12 protein-coding genes are annotated in these 19,943 nt (G+C 52.4%); 6 read left to right on the top strand and 6 right to left on the bottom strand.

Annotated features, from left to right (window positions below):
* Positions 1-78 precede the first annotated feature (78 nt).
* The 3 genes from mdtC to MNO13_RS07850 are packed head-to-tail and all read right to left on the bottom strand — an operon-like array spanning position 79 to position 7,531.
* The gene (mdtC, locus tag MNO13_RS07840) at positions 79-3,159 is read right to left on the bottom strand and encodes a multidrug efflux RND transporter permease subunit MdtC (protein ID WP_241939719.1); all 3,081 of its coding nucleotides are present in this window, start codon (positions 3,157-3,159) and stop codon (positions 79-81) included.
* Positions 3,156-6,281: an MdtB/MuxB family multidrug efflux RND transporter permease subunit gene (locus MNO13_RS07845; protein WP_237930347.1), complete on the bottom strand. Its 3,126-nt coding sequence runs from the start codon at positions 6,279-6,281 to the stop codon at positions 3,156-3,158. Before MNO13_RS07845 ends, mdtC begins: the two co-directional genes overlap by 4 nt.
* The gene (locus MNO13_RS07850) at positions 6,281-7,531 is read right to left on the bottom strand and encodes an MdtA/MuxA family multidrug efflux RND transporter periplasmic adaptor subunit (RefSeq protein WP_232886677.1); all 1,251 of its coding nucleotides are present in this window, start codon (positions 7,529-7,531) and stop codon (positions 6,281-6,283) included. Before MNO13_RS07850 ends, MNO13_RS07845 begins: the two co-directional genes overlap by 1 nt.
* Before the next feature lie 229 nt (positions 7,532-7,760).
* Here MNO13_RS07850 and MNO13_RS07855 point away from each other — a divergent pair, with 229 nt between their 5' ends.
* Positions 7,761-8,108 (top strand): type II toxin-antitoxin system RelE/ParE family toxin, encoded by a 348-nt coding sequence (locus MNO13_RS07855; RefSeq protein WP_241939720.1) that lies wholly within the window; start codon positions 7,761-7,763, stop codon positions 8,106-8,108.
* 1 nt (position 8,109) lies between these two features.
* On the top strand, positions 8,110-8,427 hold the full coding sequence (locus MNO13_RS07860; RefSeq protein WP_064545179.1) for a helix-turn-helix domain-containing protein: 318 nt from the start codon (positions 8,110-8,112) through the stop codon (positions 8,425-8,427).
* Between the two features lie 31 nt (positions 8,428-8,458).
* On the opposite strand, the gene yegD is transcribed toward MNO13_RS07860, so the two are convergent.
* Positions 8,459-9,817 carry a molecular chaperone gene (gene yegD, locus MNO13_RS07865; RefSeq protein ID WP_064545181.1) on the bottom strand — a complete coding sequence of 453 codons (1,359 nt, stop codon included), beginning with the start codon at positions 9,815-9,817 and terminating at the stop codon, positions 8,459-8,461.
* A 98-nt stretch (positions 9,818-9,915) separates the two neighbouring features.
* Here yegD and alkA point away from each other — a divergent pair, with 98 nt between their 5' ends.
* A complete protein-coding gene (alkA, locus tag MNO13_RS07870) occupies positions 9,916-10,767 on the top strand; it encodes a DNA-3-methyladenine glycosylase 2 (RefSeq protein WP_241939721.1) in 852 nt (283 codons plus the stop codon).
* A gap of 20 nt (positions 10,768-10,787) precedes the next feature.
* Here alkA and MNO13_RS07875 read toward each other — a convergent pair whose 3' ends face one another.
* A complete protein-coding gene (locus MNO13_RS07875) occupies positions 10,788-14,120 on the bottom strand; it encodes a diguanylate cyclase (protein WP_241939722.1) in 3,333 nt (1,110 codons plus the stop codon).
* Positions 14,121-14,490: 370 nt separating this feature from the next.
* Here MNO13_RS07875 and udk point away from each other — a divergent pair, with 370 nt between their 5' ends.
* The 3 genes from udk (at position 14,491) to asmA (ending at position 17,668) form a co-directional block, all read left to right on the top strand.
* A complete protein-coding gene (gene udk / locus MNO13_RS07880; RefSeq protein ID WP_064545187.1) occupies positions 14,491-15,132 on the top strand; it encodes a uridine kinase in 642 nt (213 codons plus the stop codon).
* An 86-nt stretch (positions 15,133-15,218) separates the two neighbouring features.
* A complete protein-coding gene (dcd, locus tag MNO13_RS07885) occupies positions 15,219-15,800 on the top strand; it encodes a dCTP deaminase (RefSeq protein ID WP_064545189.1) in 582 nt (193 codons plus the stop codon).
* Between the two features lie 23 nt (positions 15,801-15,823).
* Complete coding sequence (asmA, locus tag MNO13_RS07890; protein WP_237931625.1) at positions 15,824-17,668, top strand: outer membrane assembly protein AsmA; 1,845 nt, start codon at positions 15,824-15,826, stop codon at positions 17,666-17,668.
* Between the two features lie 105 nt (positions 17,669-17,773).
* Here asmA and MNO13_RS07895 read toward each other — a convergent pair whose 3' ends face one another.
* On the bottom strand, positions 17,774-19,354 hold the full coding sequence (locus MNO13_RS07895; RefSeq protein WP_237931640.1) for a TerC family protein: 1,581 nt from the start codon (positions 19,352-19,354) through the stop codon (positions 17,774-17,776).
* Positions 19,355-19,943: the final 589 nt, after the last annotated feature.

Below are 19,943 nucleotides of genomic sequence, written 5' to 3' on the forward strand. Positions count from 1 at the left end.
TCCTTCATAAACGGTGGATGACGCTGGCGCTTATCCACCCTACAACGGCAAGGTTTTGTAGGGCGGTTAAGCAAAGCGTCACCCGCCAGCGATTGCTGAAGTGGTTTTACGCGCAAACCGCATCCGTAAACGGTCAAAGAACAGATACACCACCGGCGTGGTGTACAGCGTCAGCAATTGGCTGACCACCAGACCGCCGACAATGGTAATCCCGAGCGGCTGGCGTAGTTCCGCGCCATCACCGCTGGTAAGCACCAAAGGTAATGCGCCAAACAGCGCTGCCAGCGTGGTCATCATAATCGGGCGGAAACGCAGCAAGCAGGCCTGGAAAATGGCCTCTTCAGGTTGCAGATTGCCGTTGCGCTGCGCGTCGATGGCGAAGTCCACCATCATGATGGCGTTCTTCTTCACGATGCCGATTAACAGCATGATACCGATGAGCGCAATCAGGCTAAATGGCGCACCAAAAATTTCCAGCGCCAGCAATGCGCCAACCCCCGCAGACGGCAAAGTCGAGAGAATCGTCAACGGGTGAACGTAGCTCTCGTACAAAATTCCCAACACGATATAGACCGTGGCGATGGCGGCGATGATTAACAACACCTGCGATTTCATGGTGTCCTGGAAAACTTGCGCGGTACCGGCGTACATGCCGCGCACCGTTGAAGGCACGCCGAGCGCGGTCATGGTACGGTCGATAGCTTCACTGGCTTGTGACAACGAGACACCCGTCGGCAGGTTAAAGGAAACCGTCGAGGCGGCAGAAAGCCCCTGGTGGTTCACCGACAGCGGCGCATTTGCGGGCTGCCATTTTGCAAACCACGACAGCGGTATCGCTTTGCCTTCTTTATTAATGACGAACATTTGATCCAGTGCGCTGATGTCTTGCGTATAGCGCGGGTCAACTTCCATCACCACTTTGTACTGGTTAAGCGGCTGATAGATGGTTGAAATCTGGCGCTGGCCGAAGGCGTTATTCAACAAGGCATTGGCGTCTTGTACGCTAATTCCCAGACGCGCCATCGAGTCACGGTCATAAAGCAGATCCATTTCCGCGCCATTGTTTTGGCTGTCGGAGTTAACGTCAGCAAGTTGCGGCAGTTTGCTCAGCGCCTGGCGGATTTTTGGCTCCCAGGTTCGCAGATCGGCCAAATTATCGGAAAGCAGCGTGTACTGGTAACTGGCGTTGGCCTGACGGCCACCGACACGAATATCCTGCACCGCCATCAAGAACAGGCTGGCACCCGGCTCTTTTGCCAGTGATTTGCGCAGGCGGTCGATCACTTGTTGCGCGGTTTCTTTGCGCTCGGAAAGTGGCTTGAGCGAGATAAACATCATGCCGCTGTTAACGCGCGAACCACCGGTAAAGCCGGTGACGTTCTCCACGGCCGGATCATCACGCACAATCTTCATGAAATCCTGCAACTTACCGCGCATCGCCTGGAAGGAAATGCTTTGGTCGGCCTGAATATTGCCCATCAAACGTCCGGTATCTTGCTCCGGGAAAAAGGTTTTCGGGATGGCGATATACAGCCAAACGTTGAGCGCCATGGTCGCCAACAGCACTACGCCAACCAGTTTGGTATGATTCAACACCCACTTCAGCGAGCGGCCATAGCCTTGCTGCATCGCCACTAACAGGCGACCAAATCCACGCTGACGAGTCGGAGAATGCTTCGGGTTATTCTTTAATAACCAGCCACACATCATCGGCGTCAGGGTAATCGACACCACCAGCGAAATCCCGATGGCGACCGACAGCGTGACGGCAAACTCTTTAAACAAGCGGCCAGGCAACCCGCCCATTAATAGCAACGGCAGGAATACCGCCACCAGCGATAAGCTCATTGACAGCACGGTAAACCCGACTTCGCGCACCCCCTGAAGTGCGGCCTGCAACGGTTTAACTCCCGCTTCGAGATGACGTGAAATATTTTCCAGCACCACAATGGCGTCATCCACCACAAAACCGGTGGCAATCGTTAGCGCCATTAGCGACAAGTTGTTCAGGCTAAAGCCGCACAGATACATGGCGATAAACGTGCCGATTAACGACACCGGAACCGCTACCGCTGGAATAAGCGTGGCGCGGCCAGAGCGCAGGAACAGGAACACCACCAGAATCACCAGCGCGACTGAAATCACCAGCGATTGCTCGACTTCCGCAAGTGAGGCACGAATGGTTGGCGAGCGATCCTGAGCGATTTGCAAATCTATTGAAGCCGGAATGGTTTCACGCAGATCGGGGATTTTTGCCCGAATGCGGTCCACCGTTTCGATGATGTTGGCTTCCTGTGACTTACGGATCATCAGCAAAATTGCCGGTTTCGCGTTTGCCATCCCTGCGTTACGCACATCCTGCACCGAGTCGCTCACGGTGGCGACATCGCTCAAATGCACCGCCCCACCGTTGTTGTAATGGATGATCAACGGCTGATATTCGGCTGCGGTTTTCAGTTCATCATTAGTCTGCAATTGCCAGCGGCGTGAGCTGTCTTCCACCACACCTTGCGGGCGACGGACGTTGGCGTTATCAATAGTGGTACGCACGGCATCCAGTGAAACGCCCTGGTTAAACAGCGCTTGCGGGTTGAGCGCCACGCGTACCGCCGGGAGCGAGCTGCCGCCGACATCCACATCGCCCACGCCATCAATTTGCGCCACGGTTTGCGCCAGTTGCGTGGAGGCAAAATCATATAACTTCCCCTGGGAAAAGGTGTCGGAAGTCAGCGTCAGAATCATAATCGGTGCATCTGACGGGTTGGCTTTGCGGTAGGTCGGGCGGCTTGGCATTCCGCTCGGTAACAAACTTTGCGCCGCGTTGATTGCCGCCTGCACATCGCGTGCAGCGCCGTTGATATCCCTGTCGAAGGTAAATTCCAGAATGATGCGCGTACTGCCCAGTGAACTTGATGAGGTCATCTCATTCACGCCCGCAATGCGCCCGAGTGCGCGCTCAAGCGGTGTGGCAACCGACGAAGCCATAGTTTCTGGCGAAGCGCCCGGCAGTGATGCACTAACCATAATCACCGGGAAATCCACCTGCGGCAGCGGGGCTACCGGCAGCAGACGGAAGCCCAGCACGCCGCACAAGGTAATGGCGACAGTCAGTAAAATGGTGGCGACTGGCCGATAGATGAACAGTGCGAAGAATTTCACAGCACTTCCTCATCACGACGAGCAAAACGGCGACGCACCGCGTGCGACAGGTTATCGAACAGCAAATAGATAACCGGCGTAGTAAACAGCGTTAGCACCTGGCTGACCAGCAACCCGCCGACCATGCCGATACCCAGCGGGCGGCGCAGTTCCGCACCAACACCCATCGACAGCATCAACGGTAATGCACCCAGCAATGCGGCAAGGGTGGTCATCAGTATCGGGCGGAAGCGCAGTAAGCAGGCCTGATAAATCGCGTCGTAGGGTTTCATCCCTTGTTCACGTTCAGCTGCCAGCGCGAAGTCGATCATCATGATGGCGTTTTTCTTGACGATACCGATAAGCAAAATGATGCCGATAATGGCGATAACATCCAGTTCAGCTCCCGCCAGCATCAGCGCCAGTAGCGCCCCGACACCTGCCGTTGGCAACGTCGACAAAATAGTAATCGGGTGAATAAAGCTTTCGTACAACACGCCGAGCACGATGTACATCGCCACTACCGAGGCAACAATCAACCAGATGGTGTTGCCTAACGCCGCCTGGAAGGCGAGGGTGCTACCCTGGAATTGGGTGCTGATGTCCGCTGGCATCGCCAGATCTTTTTCCGCCGCCGTAATCGCCTGCACCGCTTCGCCGAGCGAATGGTCACTGGTGACGTTGAAGGAGAACGTGGACGACGGGAACTGGTCGAGATGGTTGACGGTCAGCGGTGCAAAACGCTGCTCGATTTTGGCAATGGCGCTGAGCGGCACGCTGCCGCCATCGGTGCTGGCAAGGCGAATGTTATCCAGCCCGCTTAGCCCAGGCGTGGTACTGGTGTCGTGTTCGAGCACCACGCGATACTGGTTGGCCTGGGTGTAAATGGTGGAAATCAGGCGCTGACCAAAGGCGTTATACAGTGCGTTATCGACATCTGACATCGAAATACCCAGGCGGCTGGCGCTGGCGCGGTCAACATTGATATATGCCACCAGCCCCTGATCCTGCCAGTCGCTGCTGACATCCGCGAGTTCCGGCAGCGCGCGCAGTTTTTCGGTTAGTTGCGGTACCCAGGTGCTGAGTTCGTCAAGCGAGGTAGCCTGTAAGGTGAACTGATACTGCGTGCGGCTGACGGTGGTGTCGATGGTCAGATCCTGCACCGGTTGCAGGTAAAGCTCGACGCCCGGCACTTTAGCCACATTATTTTGCAGCCTCTGAATCACCACTGGAATACGGTCGTCACGGTCGTTCAGCGGCTTGAGGTTGATTTGCAAACGCGCACTGTTGAGCGACGGGTTGGTGCCATCCACGCCAATAAACGACGTCAGGCTTTCGACCGCCGGATCTTTCATGATGACATCGGCAACCTGCTGCTGGCGCTGCGCCATGCTGGAAAACGAAACCGATTGGGGTGCCTGCAAGGTGCCCTGAATAATCCCGTTATCCTGAATCGGGAAGAAGCCTTTAGGAATGAAAATCCACAGCACTACCGTCAGCGCCAGGGTGCCAAACGCCACGCCCAGTGTCAGCCACGGGTGGTGCAACACGCGGGTCAACAGGCGGCCATATCCGGCAATCACACGGTCGAAGAAACGCTCACTGGCGCGCGAAAAACGGTTCTGTTTGCGCAGCGATTCGTGGCTTAACATGCGTGCGCACATCATCGGCGTTAGCGTTAATGACACTACCGCTGAGATTAAAATGGCGATCGCCAGCGTGACGGCAAACTCGCGGAACAGGCGGCCAACAATATCGCCCATAAACAGCAGGGGGATCAGTACCGCAATCAGCGAAAAGGTCAGCGAGATAATCGTGAAGCCAATTTCTCCGGCCCCTTTCAATGAGGCAGCCAGCGGCTTTTCGCCTTTTTCGATATAACGCGAGATGTTTTCAATCACCACTATCGCGTCATCAACCACAAAACCGGTGGCGATAGTGAGCGCCATTAGCGTCAGGTTGTTGATCGAAAAATCAAGAAACACCATCACGCCAAAGGTACCAATCAACGACAGCGGAACCGCCACCGCCGGGATAATGGTCGCCGGGACATTGCGCAGGAACAGGTAAATAATCATCACCACCAGGGCGATGGCGAGCATCAACTCATGCTGGGTGTCGCTGACCGAGGCACGAATATTGGTGGTGCGGTCGCTGAGTAATTTCACTTCGACCGATTTAGGCAAACTTTTGGTTAATGCGGGCAACATCGCACGAATGCTGTCGGCGGTGTCGATGATATTCGCGCCAGGCTGGCGTTGCACGTTCATCACAATCGCCGGCTGCTTGTTGGCCCATGCACCGAGCCAGGCGTTTTCCGCCCCTTGCTCAACGGTGGCGACATCGCCAAGGCGAATCGGCGCACCGTTCTGGTAAGCAATAATCAGATTGCGATACTCCGCGGCAGACTGCATTTGGTCGTTTGCAGATAGCGTCACGGAGCGGTCCGGGCCATCAAGGCTGCCTTTTGCCGAATTGACGTTGGCGCTGGTAATTGCGGTGCGTACAGTTTCGCTGGTTAAACCTAGTGCGGCAATCGCTGGTGCATTCAGTTTCACGCGCACCGCAGGGCGCTGGCCGCCGGAAAGCGTTACCAGGCCGACACCGGAAACCTGGGAGATTTTCTGCGCCACGCGCGTTTCCACCATATCTTCGACTTGCGTCATCGGCATGGCGGTTGAGGTGACGGCGAGCGTCATAATCGGCGGATCGGCCGGGTTCACTTTGCTGTAAACCGGCGGGTTCGGCAGGTCAGTCGGCAACAGGTTAGTGGCGGCGTTAATCGCCGCTTGCACTTCTTGTTCGGCGACATCAAGCGGCAGCGTTAGCTGGAATTGCAGCGTCACCACCGAAGCTCCACCGGCACTTTGCGAAGACATTTGTTTCAGGCCAGACATCTGCCCAAACTGGCGTTCAAGTGGGGCGGTGATCGCCGATGTCACCACATCCGGGCTGGCACCTGGATAGAGTGTGACGACCTGAATTGTCGGGTAATCGACTTCTGGTAGCGCTGAAACTGGCAGGAAGCGGTAACCGATAATCCCGGCAATTAAGATAGCCACCATTAGCAGGGTGGTGGCAACAGGCCGCAGGATAAACAGGCGCGATGGGCCTCCTGTGGCGCCAGGGGGTAATACCTGCATCAGGAAGCCGCTCCGTTACGATGATGTTTTGCTGGCGCGTCAGTGCTTTTTGCCGGCGTGGTTGAGGTCGCGGATTGTGCTTCAACCACTTCCACTTTGGCGCCTTCGGTCAGGCGGTCAATACCGTCGGTTATCACGCGGTCACCTGCAGAAACCCCGGCGGTGATCACGACTTTCTGGCTATCCTGAATGCCGATGGTTACCAGATGTTTGCTGACTTTATCTTCGCTATTAAGCACCCAAACGAAGTTGCCTTCGTTACCCATTTGTACTGCTGCAGTCGGGATGACGACTGCATTTTGCTGGGTATCTACCAACATGCGCGCGTTAACGAACTGGTTTGGGAACAGCGCGTCGTCTTCGTTATTGAAACGCGCCTTGAGTTTGATGGTACCGGTGGTGGCGTCGATTTGGTTGTCGAGACTCAGTAAAGCACCGCTGCTTAGTTTCAGCTTGTTGGTACGATCCCACGCTTCGACGCTCAGTGTCATACCCGCTTTCTGTGCTTTTACCACCGTGGCAATATCATTTTCAGGCAAGGTGAAAATCAGGTCGATAGGGTGCGTTTGGGTGAGAACCACAATGCCAGTGGTATCACTGCTGGAAATCTGGTTGCCGACATCGACTAGTTTTAAGCCGACGCGGCCATCAATCGGTGCGGTGATGCGGCTCCAGTCGAGCTGTAATTGCGCGCTGGCAACGGCGGCTTCATCGGCCTTAATGGTACCGACAGATTCATTGACTAACGCTTGTTGGGCGTCCAGTTCCTGGCGGGATACCAGGTTGGTTTTGACCAGTTGCTGAAAACGCGCCAAATCTCGGCGGGCATTGGCGAGAGTCGCCTGATCTTTTGCCAGTTGGCCTTGAGCCTGGGCAAGAGCGATTTTGAACTGGCTTGGGTCGATTTCTGCCAGCAAATCACCGGCTTTAACTTGTTGCCCTTCCTGGAAGTGAATCGCCTGTAATTGCCCGTCGACACGGCTGCGTACCGTCACGGTATTTGCCGCAGTAATGGTACCGAGGCCAGTGAGATAACGCGGCACCGATTCACTGGTCGCTATTGCCGCCTGAACCGGAGCAAGCGCCGCACCGCGCATCCCATGACGACTGCCAGCGGAGCGTTGTTGTGCTGATTGCGAACCCGAGGTGTCGTTACTGGAATTCGTGCTGCGCCAGTAAAAAACGGCGGCAATAACGACAATGACTGCGGCTGCAATCCATAACCCACGTGCGGTGCGAGTGCCTTTCATAGTTGTAAGTGTTCTCTTCCTGGAGCCTATAGGCCTAATGATACTAGTGTAGTGAGTGAGGGTGGCGGAAAAATGGAGGAAATATGAAGTACTGTATGGATAAGTCTTAGAAGGCGGTTTTTTGCGTACAGGCTCGTAGGAATACGCTTGAATAGTATCCTGTTCATATCTTCAGCAATAAACTGTAGTTTATATTTCAAATATAACCTATAGTTTATAAGGCGACGCTATGACATGGAAGATATTGACTACAAAACGGTATGAAGAATGGTTTGATGAGCAACACAATGATCTTCAGGAAAAGATGCTTGCAGTGATGGGGCATTTACGGTTTTGGGGGCCTTATTTGCCTCGTCCCTATGCCGACACTGTAAATGGTTCACGTTTTGCCAACATGAAAGAGTTGAGAGTTCAGCACCAGGGTAAGCCCGTTCGGGCATTTTATATTTTTGATTACCGCCGGAATGCTGTTCTGTTGTGCGCAGGTGATAAGTCGAAAACTAAACGGTTCTACGAATCGATGATCACGATTGCGGACAAAGAGTTTATAGCTTGGTTGAAGTCACAGGAAAAATAATATGAAAAACAATCCGAAAGGTTACAGCACATTAGAAGAGTTAATTGCTCGTCGTTCACCTGAAAGTCAGCAACGAATAGCTGAAGCGACTCAGGAACTGATTCTGGAAAGCTGTTTGAATATGATTCGCGAGCAAATGGGCTGGTCGCAGCAACAACTGGCCGACGCGATGGGCATTAGCCAACCGGCGGTGACGGCGATTGAAAAACGCGGTAATGAAGTCAAATTGGGAACGTTAAAACGTTATATCGAAGCGTTGGGCGGCAAGCTTTCGCTGCAAATTGAATTTCCCGATGGGGTGAAACATCTGAAAATCTAAAACGCCGTGAGTTTCCCCACGGCGTTGTGTTTTAGTCTTTAAATACCACATCAGCCCAGCGGGCCAGACCTGCGGTCACCGAGCCGAAATCATCGCCGCCTGCCAGCGGAATGCCTGGTAATTGCTGCGCCAGTGCCTGTTTTAGCAACGGTGAACGGGCGCTACCGCCGGTAAGATAAATCACATCCGGTTTCACGGCGCTGTTTTCCAGTGCCAGCGTGACTTGCTCCAGAATCCGTTGCAGCGGCTGGCTAATCGCACTTTCCAGCTCGGGTTGGCTGATTTCGCAGCCTAATTCTTTGCTGATAAACGGCAGCAGCGTGGCGACTTGTTGGCTGTCGGAAAGCGCAATTTTGCTCTCTTCCGCAGCACGCACCAGGCGATAGCTCAGGCGCTGACGCCAGACTTTTTGCAGATACGCGACTTTTTCAGGATCGCGTGAATCACGTACCAGTTCATTGAGCATGCGGCCATTGGCACTGCTGTAAAAATCGTTTTGCGCGGGAACGTCATTTATCGCCACCGCATTCCACCACGGCAATACTGGCAGTGCGATGCCTTTCTCTGTTTGACCACCCATCCCTAATAATGGGGAAAGCTGTTTGAACGCCAGCATAATATCGAGGTCGTTACCGCCAACACGGCAACCACTGTGGCCGAGCAGGCTTTGTTCGCGGTCGCGACGGGCGCGCCATTGCGGCCCCATCAACAAGACTGAGCAGTCGGTGGTACCGCCACCGATATCGACGACCAGCACCTGTTTTTCTTCGGTTAGCGTGGCTTCAAAATCCAGGCCTGCGGCTACCGGTTCAAACTGAAACACCACATCTTTAAAGCCAGCACGATGTGCTGCGCGATCAAGAATACCTTGCGCCTGCTGGTTTGCTTCATCGCCACCTAAGCCCTGGAAGTTAATCGGGCGGCCAATCACGGCCTGGGTAATCGGCTCGGCCACCTGGCTTTGCGCCTGATTGCGGATGTGCAGCATCATGGCGCAGACTAAATCTTCAAACAGCGCGACTTGCTGCGGTTTTAAGCCGGTGGCGCCAAGGAAAGATTTTGGCGATTTAACAAAGTAAACCTCTTCAGGGTCTTCCATGTACTGGCGCAGGGAACTGAGCCCGAACTGCACACTAGCGGGCAAAACATCAATATCTTCTTCGCGGTTAAAAGAGACCGCACGGCGTAGCAAAGCCTGGGTTTCTTTCCCGGTTGCCGGAACCTCATGATGGCGATATAACCACTCACTGACCGCTTCACGCGTTGGTGCACACAGCATCGACGGAAGCAATGTTGAACCGTTTTCCATCTCCAGCGCTTGTGGAACACCATCGCGCATCACTGCTACAGAGCAGTTTGCAGTACCATAATCAAAGCCTATAAATTGCATAACGTCCCCATGCCGGTGAAGAAGGGGGGCGACTTTAGCGGAATGTCAGGCGTCGGGCAACTATTTGGGCAGAAGTTAACGAACCACAGGACGAGATAATGTATCAACTGAACTACAACCCGCCTTATGACTGGCAGTGGATGTTTGGATTTCTCGCTGGCCGCGCGGTCAGTGGCATTGAAACCGTCAGTGAAACGAGTTACTGCCGCAGCTTTGCACTCGGTCACTATCAGGGATTACTGACGCTAGTTCCTGACGAAGCGGCCTGTCAGTTGAATGTGACCCTGAGTGCAGGTTTGCAGCCGGTTGCCAGTGAAGTTCTGGAACGTATAAAGCAACTGCTGGATCTCGAATGCCAGCCGCAGATCATTCTTGAAAGCCTGGGGGATTTATCGGCGGCCCGCCCAGGATTGCGTTTGCCGGGTTGTATGGACACTTTTGAACAGTCGATACGGGCGATTTTAGGTCAACTGGTGAGTGTGGCGATGGCGGCAAAACTCGCCAGCAAACTGGCGCAAGCTTTTGGTGAGCCAATGGCCGAAGACCCGAACTGGCGGATTTTCCCAACGCCCGAGCGCCTGGCATCATTAAGCCCTGAACAGCTCAAAGCCCTGGGAATGCCGCTTAAACGCGGCGAAGCGATTATCCATCTGGCGCGTTTAATGGTGGCAGGGGTATTTCCGCAACAGTGCCCTGCAGATGTGGAACAAGGGGTCAAGGTGCTGACAACGTATCCAGGCATTGGCCGCTGGACAGCAAACTACATTGCTTTACGCGGCTGGCAGGCCAGCGATGTCTTCCTGGCCGATGATTACCTGATTAAGCAACGATTCCCGGGTATGACACCGGCGCAAATTCGCCGTTATGCCGACCGCTGGAAACCCTGGCGGTCTTATGCGTTGTTGCATATTTGGTATAGCGAGGGTTGGCACCCCGATATTCCCGATTGAATCCCAATTCCCACAGGGAATCAGTTAATCGCGAAATAGCTGGTATTAAGCAACATCTCCAGCGGCAGCGGTTGGGTGACAGCTTCACCATAGATCAGGTCGATGCCGATGCCGGAAAGCGTGTCCATTACCATCGGCATATCGGCTGGCCCGGCAATGGTTTGCAGGAACTGGCGCTGTGCATGACCGTGGATAATGGTGACCATCATTTCGTCCATCAGGTTGGAATGCACGTTCTGAATCAGTTCCTCATCAACAATGATGTAGCTGAACTTCTGGCGTGAAATTCGTTTAAAGATGTCGAGGTCACGCCCGACGTGACTGAGGATTAAATGGCAGCCGCTGTCACGCAGGCGTTGCAGGTTGCTGTCAATCTTTTCATCTTCACTCTGTAGCGCTTCGCAATGGATGACCAGGTGCAGCAAGCGTGCTGGCAACACACTGCGCGCTAAACGAGCCAGGATTTCATCGACCACTTTGTCACTGGCGAGACCGTGAGAGGAGAGGGCTAGCGCCACTCCAAAGCCTTTACTGGTCACTGGCTGGGCATATTTACTGAAGAACTCTTCGAAAATCCGCAGATCGAGCGTGCATTGCAGCTCTTTGTCCGTTACTGCGGCGCGGAATGCAGACTCATCCAGCACCGCGTCGTCACTTCCCCAGAAACGTAATGACAGCAGATAGAAACTGGTCGATTCCGGGATGCGCGGTGGGGCAATGGCACGGGCGACCATCAGGATTGGGCTGTCGTTAATGATGCGCTTTTGCTCATCCATCGGCAGGTTTTGGTTCTCTTTGCGGATGCTGTGCTGTGAAGATTCAAACACCGTAACCCGGCCACGCCCGCCATTCTTCGAGGCGTAGCAGGCAATATCTGCCTGCGAGAGTACTTCAGACGCAATACGGTTGTCGGCATCAACTTGCGTGATACCGGCACTTGCGCCGATACGATGTAAACGCCCATTCCACGTAAAGTGATAGTCGTTAATGCTTTGGATTATTCGCTCAGAAATATGGCGCGCATTATCCGATGAGCAATCAGGCAGCAGTAAGCCAAATTCATCGCCACCCAGGCGCGCGAGGAAATCGCCGGTGCGTAACATGCTGAGCATCAATGACGACAATTCACGCAGTAACGCATCGCCAGCAGCGTGACCTGCGGTGTCGTTTACCGCTTTAAAGCGGTCGAGGTCGATAAACACCAGGGCATGGCGTTGACGATTTTCTCCGGCACTTTGCAGCAAACGTTTGAGATGATTTTCGAAGCTGACGCGGTTGGCAAGGTGGGTTAGCCCATCGTGCGAGGCGCTGTAACTCAACTGTTTGAGCATTTTGCGCGATTCGGTCACGTCCTGAATAACCAGCACTGAGCCGATACTTTGCCCATCGAGCGTGGTGAGCGGCGTGATGCTGTAATGGATATCGTAACTGCCGCCATTACGGCAATGCAGAACCACCTCATGTTCGATGGTGGTGCGTGAATAATCGCCGCTATGAATGTTTTCCATCACCGGGCCTGTGTCGCCGAAAGTGATGTGCAGGATAGCCAGAATATGTTGGCCGATAGCCTGCTGTTGCGGCCAGCCGCTGAGCTTTTCGGCGATCGGGTTCATAAAGGTGATATTCATATCGACGTCGGTACAAACTACGGCCTCACCGATGGAGTCCAGCGTGATGTGCAGACGCTCTTTTTCCTGATACAGCGCTTCGTTCAGTTGCTTAACTTCCGTCATATCCATGTTGATGCCGAGCAGGCGCTCAACATCACCATTTTTATTCAGCACGCGGTTTGCCAGCGAACGGATATGGCGAACGCCTTCTTTAACATGGATGCGGTATTCCATCTTAAACGGAATACGAGCTTGTAGGGCATCGCGCACCGTTTTCTCAGCAGCGGCCGCGTCATCTGCAACAATACGTTCAAGCCACAAAGCGTATGTTGGTTTCACATGTGGCGGGACTTCGTAGAGGTCGAACATGCGTTTATCCCAACTGATAACATCGCTCCCCAGATCCCATTCCCAAATACCAATGCCGCCTGCTTCATTAGCCAGCGTGATGCGCTCCATCAGACGTTTGTTCACCCACTCGGTATGTTTGAGGTCGTTAATGTCTTCAATTTGCGCGATTAAATAGAGTGGGGAACCGTCAACGTCACGCACGATAGAAACGGCCAGTAACGCCCACACCACATCACCTTTACTGGTGTAATAGCGTTTTTCCATCGAATAGCTATTAATACTGCCGCTGACCAACATATTGAGTTGCTGTAGATCGGCGTGTAAATCTTCCGGATGGGTGATTTGTTGGAACGTCAGCGAACGCAGTTGTTCTGCCGTATAACCGAGGAATTTGCTCAGCGATTTATTGACTTGCAGCCACTGGCCGTCTGTCGAAACCAGTGCCATACCGATGGCGGAATACTCCATCGCGTTACGAAAACGCGCTTCGCTTTCAGTGATGTGCTTGCGCTCTTCACGGAATGAATACATCACCATGGTCATGACGTTGGCAGGCAATAAAATCATCAGGAAGGGGAGCCACGGAGCATTATTCATTACCGTGGTATGAGGCTCCATGGAGACCTGGTTGTGAGTAGCCATCATTAATGAAACAACCATCAATGTGCCGAGGAAAACAATAAAGGCTTCCAGACGTGGCAGGCGAATCGCACTCCACATCAGAAACACAATAATAAAGGTAAATGGCCACGGCATATAACGCAGTGTCAGGTAGCTAAGGGCCAACGTAACGACCAAAGTGAATATGGTTTCTAGTAATAAATTGGGATTTTTATGACGCAATAAATAGCCAAGTTTAAACAATAACGCCGTTGGCACTAACGCAAGCGCGCCGATAGTTTCGGAGAGCACCCAGACGAAAAAAGTTTTGGCGAGGTTACCGCTATCAGGACCTGCCAGCCATAACGCCAGTACGCCGCCGACAATAGGCGGAACGATCGCGCTACAGATGACCAGCTTGACCCAATTGCTCAGGTTTTGCAGCGGGTTATGCTGCGGCAACATGCGGCGCATTAATGAGGCGCCGAGCAACGCCTCAATAATATTAATGATGGTGTACCCGAGACTAATCTCATGCAGTGGCTGAAAAATAGCGGAAGCGCACAGATTCCCTAATGTACACACCGCAATGACCATGGGCCATTTACGGAAAGTATTGCGGAATAAAGCCACCATCATTAGGGAGGTCGGGAACCACAGTGGGGCTAAAACAGTCCCTACAAGAGATAATTCCAGCGAGTACCAGGTAAATATAAAGCTTAAAAGCCCCAACCCCACAGGCAGTACGAAGGAAGGCATCGCGAATAACTCTTTTGTGCTTTGTTTGATCATTACCGCAAATCCGTTAAGGCGTGCCGCCAGGTGCCATGCCCGGATGCAAATAAAAAGATAAGTTTCGGTTTATGCTAGTACAAACAATTTACATTTCCTATGTAGTCTGGTCATAAATTAGCATCAAGAAGTCATAAATACTGATATTTGACAGACTTATTTTCCTTTTGCATGAAAAACCATTCTTATTGCATGGGTATTGATTCCTTTGCATTCCTTTGCTTTGTGCAGCTTATCTGTCTGGTAGCTTAAATCACCTCCCAAAGCGCATTACTCTGGTATCAGCGGGCGGATCTCCCTATAATTGCCGCGTTTGACGTCTCTCACGTCGCCCCTCCTCAACATTTAAGTCAACAAGGCTCGTTACAACATGACTGACAAGTCCCATCAATGCGTCATCATCGGGATAGCCGGTGCGTCGGCTTCAGGAAAAAGTCTTATAGCCAGCACACTGTATCGCGAACTGCGTGATCAGGTTGGTGATGAACACATTGGTGTCATTCCAGAAGACAGTTACTACAAAGACCAAAGCCATCTTTCGATGGAAGAACGAGTCAAGACCAATTACGACCATCCCAACGCGATGGACCACAATTTGCTGTTCCAGCATCTTCAGTCGCTGAAAGCCGGTAATCCGATTGAGCTGCCGGTTTATAGCTATGTGGAACATACCCGTACCGGTAACACTGTTCACTTAATGCCCAAGAAAGTGATAATTCTGGAAGGGATTTTGTTGCTGACCGATGCGCGCCTGCGCGAAGAGATGAACTTCTCCATCTTTGTGGATACGCCGCTGGATATTTGCCTGATGCGCCGTATGAAACGCGATGTTAACGAACGTGGCCGTTCAATGGATTCCGTGATGGCCCAGTATCAGAAAACCGTTCGTCCTATGTTTTTACAATTCATCGAACCCTCCAAGCAGTATGCCGATATCATCGTGCCGCGCGGGGGAAAAAACCGTATCGCCATTGATATTCTGAAGGCGAAAATCAGTCAGTTCTTTGAATAACCCTGGTATTTACCTGTCGTAGCGTGGCTATATCTGGCGCGCTGTGGCAGGGTAACCAAAACTGAGCTTGATAAGGAGCATCAACGATGCGTTTGTGTGACCGCGATATAGAAGCCTGGCTTGATGACGGGCGCTTAACGATTACCCCTCGTCCGCCAGTTGAACGCATTAGCGGTGCGACTGTTGATGTCCGTTTGGGGAACAAATTCCGTACCTTCAGCGGCCATACAGCACCGTTTATTGATTTAAGCGGCCCGAAAGATGAAGTGAGCGCCGCTCTTGAACGCGTGATGAGCGACGAAATTGTCCTCAACGAAGGCGATGCCTTCTACCTGCACCCTGGCGAGTTGGCTCTGGCGGTCACGCTTGAATCCGTTACGCTGCCTGCTGATTTAGTCGGTTGGTTAGACGGACGTTCATCCCTGGCACGTTTGGGGCTGATGGTGCACGTCACCGCACACCGTATTGACCCAGGCTGGCATGGCTGTATCGTTCTTGAGTTCTATAATTCCGGTAAACTACCGCTGGCTTTACGCCCTGGCATGATGATCGGTGCACTGAGCTTCGAGCCACTCTCAGGCCCGGCGGCACGCCCTTATAACAGCCGCCAGGATGCAAAATATCGCGATCAGCAAGGTGCGGTTGCAAGCCGTATTGATAAGGACTGAGTTCCCATCTGTATGAGGGCTGTATGAAACGATTTTTAACCACGCTGATGATCTTGCTGGTGGTACTGATAGCCGGTCTTTCTGCGTTGGTGCTGTTGGTTAACCCCAATGACTTTCGTGCATATATGGTGCGCCAGGTTGAATCACGCAGTGGCTACCAGTTGAATCTGGATGGCCCACTGCGTTGGCACGTCTGGCCACAACTGAGTATTTTATCCGGGCGTATGTCACTCACGGCACCCGGCGCCAGCCAGCCATTACTCACGGCTGAAAACATGCGTCTGGATGTCGCGTTAATTCCGCTGATTTCCCACCAATTAAAAGTTCACCAAGTGATGCTCAAAGGGGCGGTGATTCAACTTACCCCGCAAACTGAAGAGCGCCGTGCGAAAGATGCCCCAGTTGGCCCATCAGGCAATATCCCGGAACCTGACGAAACACGAGGTTGGTCTTTCGATATCGCCAAATTGAAAGTTGCCGACAGCGTGTTGGTGTTCCAGCACACCGGTGACGAGCAAATCACGGTGCGTAATATCAATCTGCAAATGGAGCAGAATGAGAAAAAACAGGCGCACATTGAGCTGAGCAGCCGCATTAACCGCGATCAACGCGATATGAACATGTCGTTGGTCGCCGATCTGAATGCTGCCGATTATCCGCAGCAGCTTAGCGCCACTATCTCTAAGTTCAATTACCAGCTTCAAGGGGCCGATCTTCCTGCTAACGGGATTTCTGGCACCAGCTCGATGACGGCACGCTGGATTGAACCTGAGCGTCGTCTCGAACTCAGCCAGTTGCAATTGACGGCGAACGACAGTGATTTGCAAGGCAGTGCGAGTGTGGTGCTGGAAGAGAAACCTCAGTGGGTGCTCAATCTCCGCTCCAATAAATTGAATCTCGATGCTCTGGTGGCTGCGAATGCAGTAACCAACACCCAGGCGGTACAGCGGGCGCAACAGCAACCGACGTTGCCACGGCCGATTATCGCCTCAGGAATTGAAGATACCACTTACCAGAACCTGCGCGGCTTTAGTGCGCAGGTTAACCTTGCCGCTTCCAGTGTGCGCTGGCGCGGGCTGAACTTCACCGATGTGCAATCGGCGATGACTAACCAGTATGGTCTGATGACGGTGTCTGAGCTGACGGGGAATCTGGGGCGCGGTAGCATGTCGTTCCCGGGTGAACTTGATGTTCGCAACAACCCACCGCAATTAACCTTCCATCCGAAAGTAGACAACATCGAGATCGGGCAGATTCTGACTGCCTTCGACTATCCGATTGCCCTGTCTGGCTTGCTGTCGATGGAAGGGGAGTTTAACGGCGACAAACTCAATGCCGACGCTTTCCGCCGCAGTTGGCAAGGTGATGCGAGCATTACCCTGTCAAATTCCACTATGCAGGGGATGAACTTCCAGCAGTTGATTCAGCAAGCGGTAACGCGCAGCAATAGCGATGTGCAGGCTAAACAAAACTTCGACAATGTCACAACGCTTGATAACCTCACGGCGCAGGCCAGACTCAATAACGGCAATCTGGAGCTCAAGAAAATGGAAGGGAAATCTTCTATGCTGGAGCTGACCGGGCAAGGTTCACTGGATTTAGTCAAACAGCAATGTGATACCCGGTTTAATGTCACCGTGCTGGGCGGTTGGGAAGGGGACAGCAAGCTGATTGAAGTGCTGAAAACCACGCCAATCCCATTGCGCGTGTATGGCCCGTGGCAGAAGCTGAATTATTCATTACAAGTCGACCAGGTGTTGCGTAAGCAGTTGCAAAGCGAAGCGAAACGTCGATTGAATGACTGGCTGGATAAGCACAAAGACAGCAAAAATTCGAAAGATGTGAAAGAGTTATTGAAGCAGCTTTAATCACATCAATATGGCGGATGACGCTTGCGCTTATCCGCCCTACAACGGCTAAATCTCTTTCGTAGGTCGGGTAAGCGAAGCGTCACCCGACATTAACTTCGCGCCTTACACTTCGTAATCCATCTCTTCATCGTCCTCGAGCGGCACAATCTGCACTTTCTGAACACGATGGCTTTCCACTTGCAGAGTGCGTAACAGGAAATTCCCTACCTCAACCGTTTCTCCGGTGACCGGAATATGCTGGAGCGATTCCATCAATAACCCGGCAATAGTGTGATAGTTACGTTTGTCTTCCAGCGGCAACGGTACGTACTGGACTAAATCCTCGAGCGGCATATGGCCGTTTGCCGTCCAGCTTCCATCCGGGTTTTTCTGGATGTCGTGGCGCGCATCGATCTCTTCCACTTCATTGGGCAGATTACCAGCGATGGTTTCCATCACGTCACTTAACGTCACCACTCCTTCGACGGAACCAAACTCATCCACCACAAAAGCAAAGTGTGTACGGCCATGACGGAATTGCTCCAGCGCCGTCAGCAACGGCAGTGTTTCCGGGAAAACCAGTGGCTGGCGAATCAGCACTTCAAGATTTAACGGCTCGCCATTAAGCGACTGCTGGAGCAAATCGATGATATGCACCACACCCAGAATTTCATCGTCATCTCCGGTTATCACCACGCGGGTATGTTGGTTTTTATCCAGTAGCGCGCGGATCTCTGGCTCGGGCTCACTCAGGTTGATGTGTTCGACGTCATGGCGTGAGGTCATGATGCTGCTCACTGTGCGCTGGTTCAGGTTCAGCACACGTTCAATCATCAGCCGTTCTTGCGGTTCGAAAATTTCGTCTTGCTGCGCGTGATCGGCAATCAACGCTGCCGTCTGTGCGTCTAACTCAGCCTCTTCCTTTTTACCGTTTAACAAACGCAACACGGCTTCAGCAGTGCGCTGGCGCAACGACTGGTCGGCTGATAAGAAGCGGCGGCGATTGAAAATGGCGAGTTGGTTCAGACTTTCAATGATCACTGAGAAGCCAATGGCGGCGTACAAATAACCTTTCGGGATATGGTAGCCAAAGCCGTCAGCCACCAGGCTAAAACCAATCATCAGCAGGAAGCTCAGGCACAAAATCACAATAGTCGGATGGCTATTCACAAAACGTGTCAGCGCTTTGCTGGCTAACAGCATCAGGCAAATCGCGATAATCACCGCCGCCATCATGACGGGTAGATGGTCAACCATCCCGACGGCCGTAATCACCGAATCCAGCGAAAACACGGCATCCAGAACCACAATTTGCATCACCACGGGCCAGAACCGCGCCCCGCGCCGCTGGGTCTGGCTTTCGCTGTCTTTGCCCTCGAGCCGCTCATTAAGTTCAACGGTCGCTTTGAATATCAGGAACAACCCGCCGAATAACATGATCAGATCCCTCGCACTAAAGGCGAGATCGGCGACATGAAACAGCGGGCGAGTCAGCGTGACAAGCCATGATATCGAGGCCAGCAACAGCAAGCGCATCAACATGGCGAGGATAAGCCCGGTTACGCGTGCGCGGTCACGTTGGGCTGGAGGTAATTTTTCGGCAAGAATAGCAATAAACACCAGGTTATCGATTCCAAGGACTAGCTCAATAACGACCAGTGTTACCAGGCCTGCCCAAATCGAGGGGTCGGCAATCCACTCCATATGCTTTTCAGTAGCTCCACTAAAGATGACAAATGTCACCATGAAATGATGGTGAACCAGGATAAAAAATGCAATGTCAGGGGTGGGATAAATCCTGCACCGCTTAAATGCCAGGTAATCCTCCGCTTAAAACCTTTTAATTGCCATGGTAAACGATTCATTATTTTGTGAAATAAACGCCGATTGCATTTTCTTATAATGAAATTCACATGAGATAGTTCTGTATATTATTGTTTGACGTACCACTTATTAATTTTCTGTCAATATAAAGAAAATCCTAAAGCGATATAAATGTGCGGTTAATATTATTCTTAAAAGTCCCGATATTGTTCGGTGGTGCCTTGCCTGATATAGGCTTAACTGCAACAATCGATATCGTTATCTGATAATAGATGTATTTTTATTATTTCCTGTATACAAAACTATTTTATTTTTAGTGGGTTGGTAGCTGCAAGCCAGGGGCGGTAGCATGCTTGAAGGCCAGAGAATAAGCCTCAATTATTCTGTCAATAGGATGTCGGGAAATAAGTGTTTTTTTAGGATTGATGCCAGTTATTCCTAACGGCAACCAGGTTTCAATTCATGCCTC

Origin of the sequence: Buttiauxella ferragutiae, from assembly GCF_022637515.1 — a bacterium.
Classification (GTDB): Bacteria; Pseudomonadota; Gammaproteobacteria; order Enterobacterales; family Enterobacteriaceae; genus Buttiauxella; species Buttiauxella ferragutiae.